This window comes from Aphanothece microscopica RSMan92 (genome assembly GCF_046613545.2).
Lineage (GTDB): Bacteria > Cyanobacteriota > Cyanobacteriia > PCC-6307 > Cyanobiaceae > NIES-981.
In genome coordinates this window covers 1-14011 of sequence record NZ_JBKKKY020000066.1, presented here as the reverse complement: position 1 = coordinate 14011, position 14011 = coordinate 1, and the positions used below count along the sequence as shown (strand labels likewise).

Sequence of the window (14011 nt, the reverse complement as noted above, 5' to 3'; positions counted from 1 at the left end):
CTCTATTCGGAAGAGAATCACCCCCTGATCCTGCAGGTGAAGGAGGCCCGGCATTCGGTTCTCGAGCCCTACACCCAGCCCTGCACCTACGAGAATCAGGGGCAGCGGGTGGTGATGGGGCAGCGGCTCATCCAGTCGTCGAGCGACATCTTCCTGGGCTGGGTGCGGGGACGGCATGGCTACGAGTTCTTCGTGCGCCAGCTGCGTGACATGAAGCTCTCCGTGCCGATCGAAGGTCTCGAGGCGGATGAACTCAGCCGCTACGCGGCTCACTGCGGCTGGAGCCTGGCCCGGGCCCATGCCAGGTCGGGAGATTCGGCCACGATCAGTGGCTATCTCGGCAAGGGTGACGCGTTCGACGAAGCCATGGCGGATTTTGCCGTGGCCTATGCCGACCAGACGGAGCGCGACCATGCCGCCCTGGTGGAGGCGGTGAAGCAGGGGCGCCTCGAGGCCCTGGTGGAAGAGGACCTCTGAGGCAGCGGGGGCCGGCATCATGGGCCCGGAGCTTCCGGCCCGCCATGCGCCCTTTCTTCTTGCCTGCCCTGGTCGGGATCGGCCTGGCTCTCTCCAGCTGCGGGGAGAGCCAGGCGCCCCGGCAGGAGGCTGCCGCCATCACCGGGCCCATCCAGATCGAGCTGGATCCGGGCGACCCCTCCCTGAGTTTCGGCGTGCTGCCCCGCGGCGAGGAGCGCACGGTGTTCAAGGTGGGCTTCGGCAAGAAGGGCGTCACCTGCGCCGGCAGCCGCTTCGAGGAGGGCTACACGCCGCTGGGGCGGTTCAAGGTGAATGCGATCCTCAGCAACGACCGCTTCGTGATGGAGCCGGCCCTGATTGCCCGGTCGGGCAAATCGGAGGCCGAGCTCAAGGCCACCCTCTTCCGTGACATGAACGCGATCGACTTCAGCGGCGATGGCGAAACCGGCGAGTACGGCCTCGGCTACGTGAGCCTGGCCCCGGTGGACAGCGTCAAACAGCCCTTCGCCTTCAACACCTACGACGGCAAGTTCCGCTGGTACAGCTTCGCCATCCACGGCAGCAACAACGACCAGCGCATCGGCCAGCAGGTGACCGGCGGCTGCGTGAACGTGGCCGAGCCGGTGCTGCGCACGCTGCTCAGCACCGTGAAGCTGGGCGATGAGGTGGTGATCAGGGCCAAGGGGCCGTGCACCCCGTGACGGCACCACGGCGCGCAGGCAGGGCTGCTCAGAAGGAGTGTTCCGTCTGGCCGGCGAAACGGCCGGCATAGCTCTCGCTGCCCTGCAGCTGCTGGAACACGAACTGGCAGATCGCTGTACCGGGATGCACGGCCAAGGGAGCGGGGCCGAAGTTGCTCATCTCCAGCACCTGCTGGCTGTCGATGCCCGGCCCCATGAAGGGGGCACTGATGTGGACCATCAGGCCCAGGCGCGCGAAGCGGCTGCGGCCCTCCAGCCAGCCGCAGAGGCCGGGGCCCAGACGCAGCCGCTCCTGGGTGATGCCGAGCACGGTTTCGCCGGGCATGATCAGGATGTGCTGGCCCTCGGGCACCACGATCTTCTCGGTGAGCTGCCGGTAATCGGTGTGCTCCCGCACCTCGATCACCGCATGCACCTTGCGGAACACGCGGAAGGTGGGGGCGAGGGTGAGGTCGAGCGAGGCGGGGCCCAGCCGCTCGGGATCGAAGGGCGTGACCGTGATGGCGCCCTGCGCGATCGCCTCCAGAATCGCCTCTCTCCCGAGCACGGCCATGGTGGTACCTGGGATGGGCGGAGCTGGATTGTCTCAGGCGGTGGGTGCGCCGGGGATGATGGACGCCTTCGCCACAAGCAACGCCATGAAGCTGCCGGAAGGATGGAGGGTGTGGCTGGGGGTGCTGGCGCTCAACGGCCTGGCGGGCGCGATGTGGTTTGCCAATCGGGATATGGCGCGTCCCGAAGCCGGCGGCAGCCTCTGGGCCATCCTGCGCTCGCTCGGCTCCGGTGGGGCGGGCTGAACAGCCCCGCCGCATCCACATCAACCCTGAGGCTGACCTCGCGGGCTACCGCGGCACCCGCCGAGCCCTGATCCGGTGCTTGCCGTTCTGCATTGAGGCCGCGACCCAAGGCTCTGGCGACAGACATCCCCCCATACGGCTATGGCACCACGACGCGCGGCGGCAGGTTGAGCTGACGGATGCGCCGGGCGAAACCCCGATCGTCGAAGGAGGCGATGGCTTCGCAGCCGCGGCAGCTGGCGTGATGCAGGGCGTCAGCGAAATCCAGTCCAGACGCCAACCCAGCCACGGCCTGCTCCAGGGCTGGGCGATCTTCGATCTGCAGGTCTGCGTGATGCAGCAGCTGTTCGAACACCTGCAGCACCTGCTGCACCGGGAAGCCGTAGTAACCACGCAGCAGCCACTCCAGTTCCAGAGCCACGGACTTGGGCAGGAACAGCTTCTGGCCGGATTCGATCAACTGGCGCGCTGCTTCTCGCTGACGCTGCGTGGCGGCATCGGCTTGAGCTTCTTCGACGAAATAGCGAGCCAGCACATTGGTATCGAGCCCGATCATGGATGCAGGAGGCTGGCCGGATCGAAGTCGACCGGTACCGGCGGGCGTTGACTCTTGAGCAGGCCAAAGCCGCTGGTGCTCACCGGTTGCCGGGGCTTGCAGGGCCGCACTTCGATGTGGTCACCCACCAGCTGGAAGCTGACGCGACTGCCCCTGGCCAGGCCCAGCTGCTGGCGCAGGGCCTTGGGAATGGTGACCTGCCCTTTGCTGGTGACTGAGCTGGAGCTGGAGGCGTCCACAGCCGGTCCTGCGCTGGTATTACCTGGTAATACTAGCTGGCGTGGATGGTGGGCTTGGTGCTCAGCGGCAACGGCATCACCCGCTACGGCGATGGGCGTGACGCGCCGCTGCAGCTGTGCCGCCAGCGGCTGGACGGGTTCCGCGAGCAACGGGGTGAGGAGTTGGCCCGATCATCCCCAGGAACCAGCTCGGAGCCGGTGATCTCAGGTAACTCAAGGCCCCTTCCAGTCTGATTCCCACTGCATTCCGGCTCTGTCAGATGGGATGTGGTGAATGACCTGCTGATAATGCCCTGGCACAGCGTCTGGAGTTGGTGCAGACCCTGTGGGACTCGATGAAAAGAACCTACTGAGGCTTTTCAAGTCTGCGGGGCGGCTTGATCACGGCACGGGCCAGATCCGCGTCGGTGATCTCGGGGATCTCGGCATATTCCTCAGGTTGAATCACATGCGCATCCACATACTGAAGATCCGAACGGATCGGATCTTCAGGTGAAGTGGCGACGAAAACGAAGTTGCTCTCTTGCATTGGCCTTGCGCATCGAAATGATATGGCGATAAATGGGACGCTGGGTGTAGATGATCACGACCATGCGGCCCTCCAGCAGCCCGAGGCAGACGGTCCGGATCTCACCATAGTCGCGCCTGAGGTCCTCAAACTCAACGGTACGCCCCGCAAACACACGTTCAGCATCAAGAAAGTCGAGGCCTCGCTGCTCGAGGGTGCGGAGGCGCTTGAGGGGATCAAAGCCGATCACCGTGTTGCAGCCATGGGCAGGAGGCCAGGGCGGGCTCCCCAAGGGGGCTGGTCATGAGCAACGCAGAACCGAGCCTCGACCCACAAGTGCCACCCCCCGTCACACCCCAGCGAGGATGGCCCCATACCCTCCTCCACCTACGAGCGCCTCCGGCACACCATCGCCGAGCGGATGCGCATGAGACCCATCGACCAACCGCTGATGCTCATGGAACTGCTGGGCCATGGGTTTGCCAGGGAACAGCCAGCCCGGCCCCGGCGCAGGACATCGCCCGGCGGATCCTGGGAAACGGATGGTGGGCCGCGTGCTCATCCAAAAGATCGGCCGCACTGCCCCCAGCCCTCAAAGATCCAGGCTGCCGATCAGCTCCTCGATTGAGCAGCCCACCAGACCGGCCACGTCCTTGAGGATCTGCCGCAAGGTGCCAACCCTCAGCGGCTTGTGGGCCGGAATCGTGAGGTGCTGCTGCTGGCCGGCGGCATCTCGGGTCAGCCGCATGTGACTGCCTGTTTGTCGGGTCACCGCGTAACCATGGCGCTGCAGGCGCTCAGCAAGGAGCTGGCCGTTGACGTCCCGCGGAATCCTCACAGGGCCAGCAGTTCCTGCCTCACGTGATGGAGGCGGATCAGGGGTGGCGCCTGGCCGGGATCGAAGTGGCAGACGACGGCGTCGCGGATCTCCCGGTGGAGCTCCTCGAGAGTGTCGGCCTCGGTGTGGATCGCGGCACCGGCTGCGCTGGCCCGGTAGGACCCATCCTCCGCTTCCTCGACCACGAAAAGGATTTCCTGCATGACGCCCTCCAGCGGCACCAGTCTGGCAGTGGCGGGCGGGATGCTGCCCCTGTCTGGGCAGAGGGACTGGGGCGGCACACCAGCACCCAGAGCCGTGTTGACTGCAGCCGCCACGCGCCCGCACCAGAAGGGATCCCAGCAGGGGCGCCAGCCTGACGGGCCGCCCAAAGACGACCCTGGCAGATGCGTACGGGAGCCGCAAGGATCAACCCATGACCCATCACACCCCCAGCCAGGATTCCCCTCCCTACCAGCTCGATAAGACCCTGCCCAGAATGGCGGCATGACCAGCGCCGCCGCGCTACCGATCGACCAGCGCCTCCAGCGGATGGCGGCTGTGATCCGGCAAAGGATCCCAGGCGCCGAAGTGCGCTTGTTCGGCTCCCGGGCGCGTGGCACAGCGGGGCCGGAATCGGACATCGACCTGCTGATCACCGCACCGGATGCCTGGCTTGAGGGCCACCAACGCTTCGAGGTGCTCAACCAGCTCTGGGACGAGCTGGCCCAGGCGGATGTGTCCCTTGATCTGTTGCTCTATTCCCAGAAGGAGTGCGTGGAGCGCCGCCACTGGCGCAGTCACGTGATCGGCAGGGCCTACCGGGAGGGGCGGGTGCTGGATGGTGCTCTCTGAACCGGAAGGCCTGGTGAAGATCGCCGCAGCCGACCTGGAAACGGCTGAGGCCAGCAGTGATCCAGCGGTATTCCGGGAGGGTGCCTGGGGGTTCTGGCTTCAGCAGGCCGTGGAGAAGGCGTTGAAAGCCTGGCTGCTGCATCTGGAAGTCGATCCGCCGCTCACCCATGATCTGCGTCGTCTGGTGCTGCTTCTCGCCGCAGCCGGTGTGAGCACGGCAGATCTGGAGCCGCTGGCTCGGGTCACCGTCTACGCCGTGCAGTTCCGCTATGACGCTGATCCCACCCCTCTGGGGCTGGATCGAGCGCACTACAACCGACAGGTGAATGCGCTGCTGGCGCGTGTCAACGCACTGATCCTGCCAGGTTCTGACAGTGACCCTTGATGGGGTCTCCCATGCCCCCAAACCCCTCCCCCACCTACGAGCGCCTCCGCGACTACATCGCCAAGCGCATGCGCATGAGCCACATCTACCAACCGCTGATGCTCATGGAACTGCTGGGCCGCCACAGCCCGGCCCCGGCGCAGGACATCGCCCGGCGGATCCTGGGGGAGGACGTGACCCAGATCGACTACTACACGGAACGGGTGAAACGGATGGTGGGCCGCGTGCTCACCGGCAACGGCATCACGCACTACGGCAACGGCGCCTACAGCCTGATCGGGGGCGACGAGCTGAGCGACACCGAGCGCGACGCGCTGCAGCAGCTGTGCCGCCAGCGCCTCGATGCCTTCCGCGAGCAGCGCGGCGAGGAGGTGTTTGCACACCGCTCACGAACTCGAACCCCAGTCAGCGGCTCGGTGAAATACCGGGTGCTCACCCGCGCCCGGGGCCGCTGCGAATGCTGCGGCGCCCATGAGCACCAACGGGCCCTGGAGGTGGACCACATCGTGCCGAAAAACCAGGGCGGCTCGGATGACATCAGCAACCTGCAGGCGCTCTGCTTCCGCTGCAACGCCGGCAAGCGCGACACAGACAGCACCGATTTCCGCGGCGTCCAGGCCAGCTACGGCCACCGCGAGGAAGGCTGTGTCTTCTGCGCACTGGAGGAGAGCGGGCGGGTGCTGCTGGAGAACGAGCTGGCGCTCTGCATCGCCGACGCCTACCCGGTGAGCGAGGGCCACAGCCTGGTGATCCCGCGGAGGCATGTGGCGGATGGGATGGCGCTGCACCAGCCGGAGTGGAACGCCGTGGTGGCACTGCTGCAGCAGCGGCGGGAGCAGCTCATCGCGGAAGACTCTTCGATCAGCGGCTGGAACGTTGGGCTGAACTCAGGCGAAGCTGCCGGGCAGACGGTGTTTCATGCGCACTTGCATCTGATTCCGAGGCGGGGAGGGGATTGTGAGCAGCCGCGGGGAGGGGTGCGGGGGGTGATTCCTCAACGACAGAGGTATTGACAGCGAACCCAGCGCTCAACGCTGCCCCTGAGTAGCATTCAAGTCCCTTGATCTTAAACAAGACATCGGTGGCAGGCTGTCCAATCGAGGGGCGTGTTAGATGCCAGATTTGACATCTTCAAGTAAGTTGCGGGCCTGCTCGATGCTCAGTGCCGGCTTCTTGAGATGTACGACTGCATGGCAATTTGGACAGATCGGCCTGAGATCCTTAATTGGGTCTACTTTATACTCGACCTTGATTTCCGACAGTTGCCGAACATGGTGAACCTGAATGAATGATGCCGCGATAGAGCCATAACGATCTCCGAAACTCATTCCGCACACGCAACAGGCCCGTCCATAATGCTGTAAGCATGCTTCACGTGCTGCAGGATTGCGCTCGTACTTGTTGACGTAGACCTTGCTGGCAGCACCCTCTGGATACTCGGCTTCTGTGGCCGTCTCTTCAGGGAAGCCAATACCCCGAGCGCCGACAACCTCAGCCCAGAAACCTTCGAGTTCGACTGCCAATAGTGATGGAATTTGGACACCTGACATCTGCGTGCTCCAGTTCTTATAGCCATTCAATGGAGGTGATTGAAGCATCGACATCGGCAACCGAGGCGCCTCAAAGAGGGAATCGAAGGCCATGTCGACGTAGTTCGTCACTTCCCCAACGGCTGCACGATCTAGATCCCAATGCGCGGCTTCGTAGGGCGCAGTCTTCGCCCAACCAGAACCAACGATTCCACGTGGATCCTTCCCCAGCCTGATAAGGAATAAACGATCGCCGGGCTGAATGCTGCGATTATTCGCTACGCTCCATCGCACCCAAGACGAGCCATCCTGTCTTACTTGGTTTAATTCATCGTCAAGCGAGCCCCAAGGGTACTTCAGCGGATTCCAGGCAAGTAGGTATGTATTCATGGCTCTACTTTAGTGCATCTAACGCTTGCCATCACCAGGCCGCAATGGTCTCAGGCTGGAACAAGTAACTCCTGGAGGCGGCTCTGGTGAATGGCAATGTTAGACATTCTAATCGGGAGCACTCTCAACGGGAAGTCGAATATCCTTCGCATTTTGAAAGCGGACGGCTCCATTAGAGAGTCGCTCGATAACTTGAGCGGTTTTGGCGGGAGCGTTGCGGGCAGCAAAGAACTCACCAATCTGGGTTAAATGTGGTTCGTCTCCATCAACCGGAATTAGCTGCAAGACTTCCTGTCCAATACGCGTGAACTTCCATACGGGTAATTCAATGTGGCCTGTGACTGACCCCCTGTCAACAATCAAGACAAAGCCGCCAGATAGAAAGACTGCTTGGGTCATCTCTGGCTCTAGAAAGACCCTGTAGTTCAGATCGGTTGGATACATGATACCAAGTTCTCCAGCCGCGAAATGGTGGCCAGGGAAAATTTTCCTCTCTGTTCGGAGCCATTCTTTAGCGGGAGTGGGAAGGATGGCGGTGCCACTGTAAAAGACAGCCAACTTCGCCATCTCCACAATTAAGTCAGCGTCAGACTTAGTGATATTCCTCATGAACTCAAGGGTCTTGAGTGAGTAGCTTCCAGGCTTGATAACCTCGCCTGACAGAATCCTTCCCCAAAGTTCTTGCATTTGCTCCGATGAAACGTCTTCGGCAGCGCGAAAGAATCGATTGATCCAATCATCGTCTGGTCGTTCATCTGCTACCTCTGTCTGCTGCGATAGTTCAGCTGCGGCTACCGCCGTGATTCTCTCTACGTTATCTTGGCGCTTGCGCTGCTGGTAACCAAGCCGGCGCGCAGAGCGGATCTCGTAATCAGGAGCCTCTAGCGATAGGGTTCTATCTTCGGTTCGCTGCCACATCTCTATTTCGCCATCCTTGAATACCGCTGGAAGTTGATGTCGCTCGGCGACTTCTTTCAAGGCGCCTGCGATTGCACGAATCTCATATGCTTTTGCATCTGCATTCTTCCTGACTAGGTACGGTCGCGAGACCTCGCCCACCCCCTGCGATATAACCTCGATGAGGCGAGTCAAGGGTTCGCTGAGTCCTGCGAGGTCTTTAATTTCCATGCAAAGAAAACGGTGCTTCGGTGAGGGAGTCTAACGCCAAGATCAGAAGCGGGCCGAAACTTTGAAATTGGCGCTTACCTCCGCTCCCGTCTTCTGAATCTTGATGTTAGGCCCCCTTCGCATCGCCAGTGGATTGCGCTTCGACGTAGTCCTTCAGCACAGCATCCATACGAGCTTGCCAACCAGCTCCAGAAGCCCTGAAATAGTCAATAACCTCAGGACTATATCGGATTGATACCAGCTGCTTTTTATTTGCCAACTCTGGTCGACCGCGCAGCACACGAATGGGGGCCATCGCGCTCATCTGCTCGTCTGTAAGCGGGAGGGCATCAGGATCTGATTCCGCCGCCGCAGTTATCAACTGATCTTCCTCACGTGTCGGCATCTTCAGGCTGATCTTCTTTAATGGCTTTGACATAGTGATTGACCTCACGGCGATTGGCTCTGCGTAGGCTAATGATTCTCCTTGTCGACTCGCGATCTACAAAGGCTACAAAATAGAGTATGTCTCCTAGTGGAGCCAAGGCAACCATCCTTACTTCACCATAGTCAGCACGATCATCAAGCCAGACGAGTGCTGCCTCCCAGCTGAGCTCAGCTGCGGCCGCCAAAGAGAGGCCATGCTTGCTCAGATTGATAGCGTCCTTGCCAGGGTCGAAATCGAACTGCACACTTTACTGTAGCTACGAGAATCCCCACCGTCAACTTCGTTTCATCAAGCAGCTTTCAGGTGGGCCTAACTTGTTATTGGGCGGATCCGCCTAAACCCCTAGATGCCCTCTTCCTGTCCGCATAAGCCACGAATCTCTTGAGGCTGGCACCAGCAGAAACCTTTCCAGGCAACCCATCTGACCTTGTCTTTCAAAGCCTGTGTCAGTTTATGCGGACCCGCATAAAATTCCCAGGTCTGGCTTTTGCCCACCACTGGGCTGCAGGGCCTTCGGTAACAGGCCTACCCACTCATGTCCGACCAGGCGCTACCTGCAGGCCTCTACGACCACCCCTTCAGCGAAGCCATCCACCAGGCCCTCGCTTGCGGGCCGGCGGGCCTGGACCACCTTGATCCACTCGACCCCGCCGAAGCCCCCCAACGCCTGGCCCGCTACCTGCACAAGCTGAGCGAAGCAGCCCTGGCCTCGTTACCAGAAGCCCAGCGACAGCAAGAGCAGCTGGCGCTGGTGAACCAGATCGTGGCCCTGCTGCACCAGAAGGTACCCGCCGCCGTCCACCCCGGCGACCAGCTGCACCCCAGCGCTCGGCTGCTGCGAGAGCTGCGCGATGCTCCCTTGCTCCCTGGCCAGGTCCCCATCACCCGGCCCCTGATCCCCCTGGCCGATGGCACCCTGCTGATCAACGCGCCCAGTGAGCCCAGCGTGGGCCTGGCTCTGCAGGCGGAGTGTCCTTCAGCCGATCGGATCGACCTGCTCTGTGCCTTCATCAAGTGGAGCGGCCTGCGTCTGCTGCAGGAGCAGCTGAGTGCCCACCTCGATGCCGGCCGCCCCCTGCGCGTGCTTACCACCGTGTACATGGGCGCCACCGATCGCAAGGCGCTCGACTGGCTGGTGGCCCGCGGGGCCCAGGTGCGCGTCAGCACCGACACGCGCCGCACCCGTCTGCACGCAAAGGCCTGGCTGTTTCACCGCGCCAGCGGCACCAGCACCGCCTACATCGGCTCCTCCAATCTCTCCCATGCCGCCCTGGTGGATGGCCTGGAATGGAACGTGCGCCTGGCAGCCCTGGAAACGCCGGCGATGCTGCGCAAGTTTCAAGGCACGTTCGAGGCCTACTGGGAGGAGGGCGAGTTCGAGCCCTACGGCGCCACTGCCGAACAGCAGGTCCGCATCGACCATCAGCTTGCCCTGGCCCGTGGCGACGACTCCGCCAGTGGCGCCACCGCGCCTGTTTGGTTCGACCTGCGGCCCTACGCCTACCAGCGTGAGATGCTCGATCAGCTGGCGGCCGAACGCTCGCTTCACCACCGCTGGCACAACCTCGTGGTGGCGGCCACCGGCACCGGCAAAACCGTGCTCGCCGCCTTCGATGTGGCCCGGCTCCATGCCGACTTCTCCGAGCGGTTCCCCTCGCCCGATCCGCCGCCATTGCTGCTGATCGCCCACCGCAAGGAAATCCTGCAGCAGGCCCTGGCCACCTTTCGCCAGGTGCTGCGCGATCCCTCTTTCGGCGAACTCTGGGTGGATGGCGAGCGGCCCAGCCAGTGGCGCCATGTGTTCGCCTCCGTGCAGTCGCTCAGCCAGCAGGACACGGCTGAGATTCCCGCCGATCGGTTCGACGTGGTGATCGTGGATGAGTTCCACCACGCAGCCGCATCCAGCTACCGCCGCTGGCTCGATCACCTCACCCCCAAGCTCCTGTTCGGCCTCACCGCCACCCCCGAGCGCGCCGACGGGCTCGACATCCTCCATTGGTTCGAGGGCCGCATCGCCGCCGAGCTGCGTCTCTGGAGTGCCCTCGACCAGGGCCTGCTCAGCCCCTTCCACTACTTCGCCGTGGCCGACGCCACCGACCTCTCCGCCCTGGAATGGCGCCGCGGCGGCTACGTGCCCGCCGAGCTCAGCACCCTCTACACCGGCGACCACCGCCGCGTGGATCTAATCCTCAGCGAGCTCGACAAGAAGCTCGCCGATCCATCCCGAATGCGGGCCCTGGGCTTCTGCGTGAGCGTGGAGCACGCCCGCTTCATGGCCGAGCGTTTCCGCGCCCGCGGTCTCAATGCCGAAGCCCTCGATGCCAGCAGCCCTGCTGATGCGCGCCGGCATGCCCTACGCCGCCTTCAGAACGGTGAGCTGCAGATCCTCTTCGCCGTCGACCTCTTCAACGAGGGGCTCGACATCCCGGCCATCGACACCGTGCTGCTGCTGCGCCCCACCGAGAGTGCCGTGGTGTTTCTGCAGCAGCTCGGCCGGGGCCTGCGCCTCTCCCCCGAAACCGGCAAGAGCTGCCTCACGGTGCTGGATTTCATCGGCCAGCAGCACCGGCGCTTCCGCTTCGATCTGCGCTACCGCGCCCTGCTGGGAGGCAGCCGCCGTCAGCTGGAAACCCAGCTCGTTCAGGGCTTTCCGTTCCTGCCGCCCGGTTGCCGGCTGGTGCTCGATCGGGTGGCGTCGCAGCGGGTGCTGGACAACCTGCGCCAGAACCTGCCCCGCCGCTGGCCACAACTGCTGGAGGAGCTGCGCGCCCTGGCGGCCGAGGGGGTGATCAGCCCCGCATCAGGCCTGGCCGACTGGCTCGACGCACTGGGCATGGAGCCGGCCGAGTTCTACGGCGTGCGCGGCGCCGGCTTCACCGCCCTCCGGCGCGAGCTGGGCTGGCTCAGCGGCGGGCCTCACCCGCAGGAGGAGCGGCTCACGCGTGCCATCGGCGCCGGCCTGCTCCATCTGGACGACCCCGATCGTCTGCGTTGGCTAGCCGCCCAGCTGCAGGCCGATGCACCTCCTGATGTCACCGGTCTGGGCGATCGCGAGCAGCGCCAGTGGCTGATGCTCACCGCCCAGCTGTTCGGCACCGGCAAGCGCTGGACGCCCCTGGCCGAAGCCCTGGCGGTGCTCTGGCAGATGGGTGCCTGGCGAGTGGAGCTGGTCCAGCTGCTGGAGCTGCTGGCCGAGCAGGCGGATCACCGGCTCTACCCGTTGCCCTGGGCGTTGCCGGTGCCGTTGCGGGTGCACGGCCGCTATTCCCGCGCCGAGATCGAGGCCGCCTTCGGAATCCTCCACGACGACGCCCCCTGGATCCACCGCGAAGGTGTCTTCTGGCACGAACCCAGCCACACCGACCTGCTGTTCGTGACCCTCAACAAGAGCGAAGCCCTCTTCTCCCCCTCCACCCGCTACCGCGACCTGGCCCTCGGCCCCTCCCTGTTCCACTGGGAGAGCCAGAGCACCACCACCGCCGCCTCGCCCACCGGGCAGCGCTACATCCACCACGAGGCGCGGGGCTCAAGGGTGCTGCTGTTTGTGCGGGAGCACCGGCGCGAGGGGGGCCGCGCCGGGGGTGTCACCGAGCCGTTTCGGTGTCTGGGGTTTGTCCGCTACGAAAGCCACGAGGGGGAGCGGCCGATGGCGATTCGGTGGCGGCTGGAGCGGGCGATACCGGCGGGGTGGATGCAGGGGATGGGGTTGGCGGTTTGAGGGGGGGCAGATCAGCACGTCATGGAGGCGGCCCTGGCCAACCCCTGCCTGATGACCGTCACCAGGCGCAGCCTTTCTCCGCCACCACGATCGACGACAGGCAACAGCGTTGCTCGCGCACCCAGGTATCCAGGCGTGGCGACAGTCCTTCAGGGGAACTCCACCGGTTCCGCAGGGCGCGTGTCGCGCAACCCCTCGAAGAACGCTGCCAGCTCGGCCTGGAAGCCAGGGTCCTGCAGCAGAGCATCCCGTTGATCCAGCAAGGCGCGGGCCGACACCAAGACTGGATCAGGCGTGCTGTAACGGCTCGATCGCTGGCAGGACATCTCCCAGAGCCTTCTTGGCGAGCTTCAGATCATGGCTGGCCTGCATCCGCAACCAGAAGCCCTCGCTCAGGCCAAAAAACCGGCAAAGGCGCAGATCCGTGTCGGCGGTGATTGCTCGGCGCCCCTTCACGATCGCGTTGACGCGGCTCTCCGGCACGCTGATCGCCAATGCCAACCTGTACTGGCTGATTCCCATCGGCCGCAGGAACTCCTCCAGCAGCACCTCACCTGGAGGGACCAACATCAGGTCAGTGGTAGTCAACGATCTCGACCTCCTCTGGGCCGGCTTCCGTCCAGACGAAGCAGAGCCGGAACTGGTCGTTGATGCGGATGCTGTGCTGGCCATGGCGGTCTCCCCGGAGCGGCTCCAGGCGATTGCCTGGTGGGATCTGCAGATCGTTGAGGCAGCCGGCGGCATCCAGGATGGCGAGCTTGCGAAAAGCCACGCGAGCGAAGCTTCCAAACCGCCTCACCACCTTCCCCTCGAACAGGGCCCGAGTGTCGCGGCAACGAAACGACCTGATCACTGAATCATCTTACCCCCGCCGAACGTGCCTACGCTTGGCATGGGCATTCCGTTCAGCCACCCGAGGGGCTCGACATCCCCACCATCGGCACCGTGCGGCAGCTTCGGCCCGCCGAGAGTGCGGTGGTGTCCCTGCAGCAGCTGGACCGGGACCTGCACCTCTCCCCGATGCCTTCGCCATGCTCTGGCAGGCGGCCGCCTGGTGCGACGAACTGCGCCAGCTGTTTGACCTGCTGGCCGAGCGCACCGATCGCCGCCTCCACCCGCTGCCCTGGGCGCTGCCGGTGCCCCTGCGCGTCCACGGCCACCACAGACGCACCGAGACGAAGCGGCCTACTGCTGCGCAGAAGCCTGCGGCTACGGCATCCTGCGCGACTACGCCCCCTGGTTCCACCGCGAAGGTGTGCTCTGGCACGAACCCAGCCAGGCCGACCTGCTGTTCGTGGCCCTCAACAAGAGCGAAGCCCTCTTCTCCCCCTCGACCCGCTACCGCGACCTGGCCCTGGGCCCCTCGCTGTTCCACTGGGAGAGCCAGAGCACCACCACCGCCGCCTCCCCCACCGGCCAGCGCTACATCCACCACGAGGCGCAGGGGTCAAGGGTGGTGCTGTTCGTGCGCGAGCACCGGCGCG

At 63.9% G+C, this 14011-nt stretch carries 22 protein-coding genes; 9 read left to right on the top strand and 13 right to left on the bottom strand.

Annotated elements, in window-relative coordinates:
• Both ACLD7X_RS14020 and ACLD7X_RS14015 read left to right on the top strand, forming a co-directional pair.
• The coding region (locus ACLD7X_RS14020; protein ID WP_411424276.1) for a DUF2252 family protein at positions 1–477 on the top strand (477 nt) is incomplete at its 5' end.
• A 44-nt stretch (positions 478–521) separates the two neighbouring features.
• Positions 522–1178: a L,D-transpeptidase gene (locus ACLD7X_RS14015; protein ID WP_411424275.1), complete on the top strand. Its 657-nt coding sequence runs from the start codon at positions 522–524 to the stop codon at positions 1176–1178.
• Positions 1179–1206: 28 nt separating this feature from the next.
• Here the strand turns inward: ACLD7X_RS14015 and dcd are convergent, their stop codons facing one another.
• Positions 1207–1731: a dCTP deaminase gene (gene dcd / locus ACLD7X_RS14010; RefSeq protein ID WP_411424274.1), complete on the bottom strand. Its 525-nt coding sequence runs from the start codon at positions 1729–1731 to the stop codon at positions 1207–1209.
• Positions 1732–1786: 55 nt separating this feature from the next.
• Between dcd and ACLD7X_RS14005 the strand changes: the two genes are divergently transcribed.
• Positions 1787–1975 (top strand): hypothetical protein, encoded by a 189-nt coding sequence (locus ACLD7X_RS14005; protein ID WP_425625238.1) that lies wholly within the window; start codon positions 1787–1789, stop codon positions 1973–1975.
• Between the two features lie 139 nt (positions 1976–2114).
• Here ACLD7X_RS14005 and ACLD7X_RS14000 read toward each other — a convergent pair whose 3' ends face one another.
• The gene (locus tag ACLD7X_RS14000; RefSeq protein ID WP_411424272.1) at positions 2115–2531 is read right to left on the bottom strand and encodes a type II toxin-antitoxin system VapC family toxin; all 417 of its coding nucleotides are present in this window, start codon (positions 2529–2531) and stop codon (positions 2115–2117) included.
• On the bottom strand, positions 2528–2770 hold the full coding sequence (locus ACLD7X_RS13995; protein ID WP_425625236.1) for an AbrB/MazE/SpoVT family DNA-binding domain-containing protein: 243 nt from the start codon (positions 2768–2770) through the stop codon (positions 2528–2530). The genes ACLD7X_RS14000 and ACLD7X_RS13995 overlap by 4 nt, the downstream gene beginning before the upstream one ends.
• Positions 2771–2815: 45 nt before the next feature.
• Between ACLD7X_RS13995 and ACLD7X_RS13990 the strand changes: the two genes are divergently transcribed.
• A complete protein-coding gene (locus ACLD7X_RS13990; RefSeq protein ID WP_425625235.1) occupies positions 2816–3004 on the top strand; it encodes a hypothetical protein in 189 nt (62 codons plus the stop codon).
• Between the two features lie 254 nt (positions 3005–3258).
• On the opposite strand, the gene ACLD7X_RS13985 is transcribed toward ACLD7X_RS13990, so the two are convergent.
• From ACLD7X_RS13985 to ACLD7X_RS13975, 3 genes are all read right to left on the bottom strand, one after another.
• Positions 3259–3528 (bottom strand): BrnT family toxin, encoded by a 270-nt coding sequence (locus tag ACLD7X_RS13985; RefSeq protein ID WP_412006801.1) that lies wholly within the window; start codon positions 3526–3528, stop codon positions 3259–3261.
• A gap of 342 nt (positions 3529–3870) precedes the next feature.
• Entirely contained in the window at positions 3871–4116 is a 246-nt protein-coding gene (locus ACLD7X_RS13980; protein ID WP_411424268.1) for a type II toxin-antitoxin system HicA family toxin, read from the bottom strand.
• Positions 4113–4337 (bottom strand): 2-oxoisovalerate dehydrogenase, encoded by a 225-nt coding sequence (locus tag ACLD7X_RS13975; protein WP_412006802.1) that lies wholly within the window; start codon positions 4335–4337, stop codon positions 4113–4115. Before ACLD7X_RS13975 ends, ACLD7X_RS13980 begins: the two co-directional genes overlap by 4 nt.
• Before the next feature lie 265 nt (positions 4338–4602).
• On the opposite strand from ACLD7X_RS13975, the gene ACLD7X_RS13970 reads away from it, so the two are divergent.
• From ACLD7X_RS13970 to ACLD7X_RS13960, 3 genes are read left to right on the top strand one after another with little or no spacing between them, the layout of a single operon-like run.
• Positions 4603–4950 (top strand): nucleotidyltransferase domain-containing protein, encoded by a 348-nt coding sequence (locus ACLD7X_RS13970; RefSeq protein ID WP_411424266.1) that lies wholly within the window; start codon positions 4603–4605, stop codon positions 4948–4950.
• Between the two features lie 13 nt (positions 4951–4963).
• Positions 4964–5335 carry a HEPN domain-containing protein gene (locus ACLD7X_RS13965; protein ID WP_425625233.1) on the top strand — a complete coding sequence of 124 codons (372 nt, stop codon included), beginning with the start codon at positions 4964–4966 and terminating at the stop codon, positions 5333–5335.
• An 11-nt stretch (positions 5336–5346) separates the two neighbouring features.
• Positions 5347–6348: an HIT domain-containing protein gene (locus ACLD7X_RS13960; protein WP_411424264.1), complete on the top strand. Its 1002-nt coding sequence runs from the start codon at positions 5347–5349 to the stop codon at positions 6346–6348.
• A 96-nt stretch (positions 6349–6444) separates the two neighbouring features.
• Here the strand turns inward: ACLD7X_RS13960 and ACLD7X_RS13955 are convergent, their stop codons facing one another.
• From ACLD7X_RS13955 to ACLD7X_RS13940, 4 genes are all read right to left on the bottom strand, one after another.
• Positions 6445–7254, bottom strand: a complete 810-nt coding sequence (locus ACLD7X_RS13955; RefSeq protein WP_411424263.1) for an HNH endonuclease — start codon at positions 7252–7254, stop codon at positions 6445–6447.
• A gap of 108 nt (positions 7255–7362) precedes the next feature.
• On the bottom strand, positions 7363–8382 hold the full coding sequence (locus ACLD7X_RS13950) for a DUF2806 domain-containing protein (RefSeq protein ID WP_411424262.1): 1020 nt from the start codon (positions 8380–8382) through the stop codon (positions 7363–7365).
• Between the two features lie 106 nt (positions 8383–8488).
• Complete coding sequence (locus tag ACLD7X_RS13945; protein ID WP_412006803.1) at positions 8489–8767, bottom strand: BrnA antitoxin family protein; 279 nt, start codon at positions 8765–8767, stop codon at positions 8489–8491.
• Entirely contained in the window at positions 8754–9053 is a 300-nt protein-coding gene (locus ACLD7X_RS13940) for a BrnT family toxin (RefSeq protein WP_411424260.1), read from the bottom strand. The genes ACLD7X_RS13945 and ACLD7X_RS13940 overlap by 14 nt, the downstream gene beginning before the upstream one ends.
• A 291-nt stretch (positions 9054–9344) precedes the next feature.
• On the opposite strand from ACLD7X_RS13940, the gene ACLD7X_RS13935 reads away from it, so the two are divergent.
• Positions 9345–12527 (top strand): DEAD/DEAH box helicase, encoded by a 3183-nt coding sequence (locus ACLD7X_RS13935; RefSeq protein WP_411424259.1) that lies wholly within the window; start codon positions 9345–9347, stop codon positions 12525–12527.
• A 149-nt stretch (positions 12528–12676) separates the two neighbouring features.
• Here ACLD7X_RS13935 and ACLD7X_RS13930 read toward each other — a convergent pair whose 3' ends face one another.
• Genes ACLD7X_RS13930 through ACLD7X_RS13920 form a run of 3 tightly spaced genes read right to left on the bottom strand, consistent with a single transcriptional unit; the run spans position 12677 to position 13299 of the window.
• The gene (locus ACLD7X_RS13930) at positions 12677–12805 is read right to left on the bottom strand and encodes a hypothetical protein (RefSeq protein ID WP_411424258.1); all 129 of its coding nucleotides are present in this window, start codon (positions 12803–12805) and stop codon (positions 12677–12679) included.
• A gap of 10 nt (positions 12806–12815) precedes the next feature.
• Positions 12816–13097, bottom strand: a complete 282-nt coding sequence (locus ACLD7X_RS13925) for a HigA family addiction module antitoxin (RefSeq protein ID WP_411424257.1) — start codon at positions 13095–13097, stop codon at positions 12816–12818.
• 4 nt (positions 13098–13101) lie between these two features.
• On the bottom strand, positions 13102–13299 hold the full coding sequence (locus tag ACLD7X_RS13920) for a type II toxin-antitoxin system RelE/ParE family toxin (protein ID WP_411424256.1): 198 nt from the start codon (positions 13297–13299) through the stop codon (positions 13102–13104).
• A 483-nt stretch (positions 13300–13782) separates the two neighbouring features.
• Here ACLD7X_RS13920 and ACLD7X_RS13915 point away from each other — a divergent pair.
• Positions 13783–14011, top strand: a 229-nt coding sequence (locus tag ACLD7X_RS13915; protein WP_411424255.1) for a DUF3427 domain-containing protein, incomplete at its 3' end; no start/stop codon positions are given.

Coding starts and splice junctions, on each gene's coding strand:
- ACLD7X_RS14015 (WP_411424275.1), top strand. CDS start 522: ATGCGCCCTTTCTTCTTGCCTGCCCTGGTCGGGATCGGCCTGGCTCTC.
- dcd (WP_411424274.1), bottom strand. CDS start 1,731: ATGGCCGTGCTCGGGAGAGAGGCGATTCTGGAGGCGATCGCGCAGGGC.
- ACLD7X_RS14005 (WP_425625238.1), top strand. CDS start 1,787: ATGATGGACGCCTTCGCCACAAGCAACGCCATGAAGCTGCCGGAAGGA.
- ACLD7X_RS14000 (WP_411424272.1), bottom strand. CDS start 2,531: ATGATCGGGCTCGATACCAATGTGCTGGCTCGCTATTTCGTCGAAGAA.
- ACLD7X_RS13990 (WP_425625235.1), top strand. CDS start 2,816: ATGGTGGGCTTGGTGCTCAGCGGCAACGGCATCACCCGCTACGGCGAT.
- ACLD7X_RS13970 (WP_411424266.1), top strand. CDS start 4,603: ATGACCAGCGCCGCCGCGCTACCGATCGACCAGCGCCTCCAGCGGATG.
- ACLD7X_RS13960 (WP_411424264.1), top strand. CDS start 5,347: ATGCCCCCAAACCCCTCCCCCACCTACGAGCGCCTCCGCGACTACATC.
- ACLD7X_RS13955 (WP_411424263.1), bottom strand. CDS start 7,254: ATGAATACATACCTACTTGCCTGGAATCCGCTGAAGTACCCTTGGGGC.
- ACLD7X_RS13950 (WP_411424262.1), bottom strand. CDS start 8,382: ATGGAAATTAAAGACCTCGCAGGACTCAGCGAACCCTTGACTCGCCTC.
- ACLD7X_RS13945 (WP_412006803.1), bottom strand. CDS start 8,767: ATGCCGACACGTGAGGAAGATCAGTTGATAACTGCGGCGGCGGAATCA.
- ACLD7X_RS13935 (WP_411424259.1), top strand. CDS start 9,345: ATGTCCGACCAGGCGCTACCTGCAGGCCTCTACGACCACCCCTTCAGC.
- ACLD7X_RS13925 (WP_411424257.1), bottom strand. CDS start 13,097: ATGTTGGTCCCTCCAGGTGAGGTGCTGCTGGAGGAGTTCCTGCGGCCG.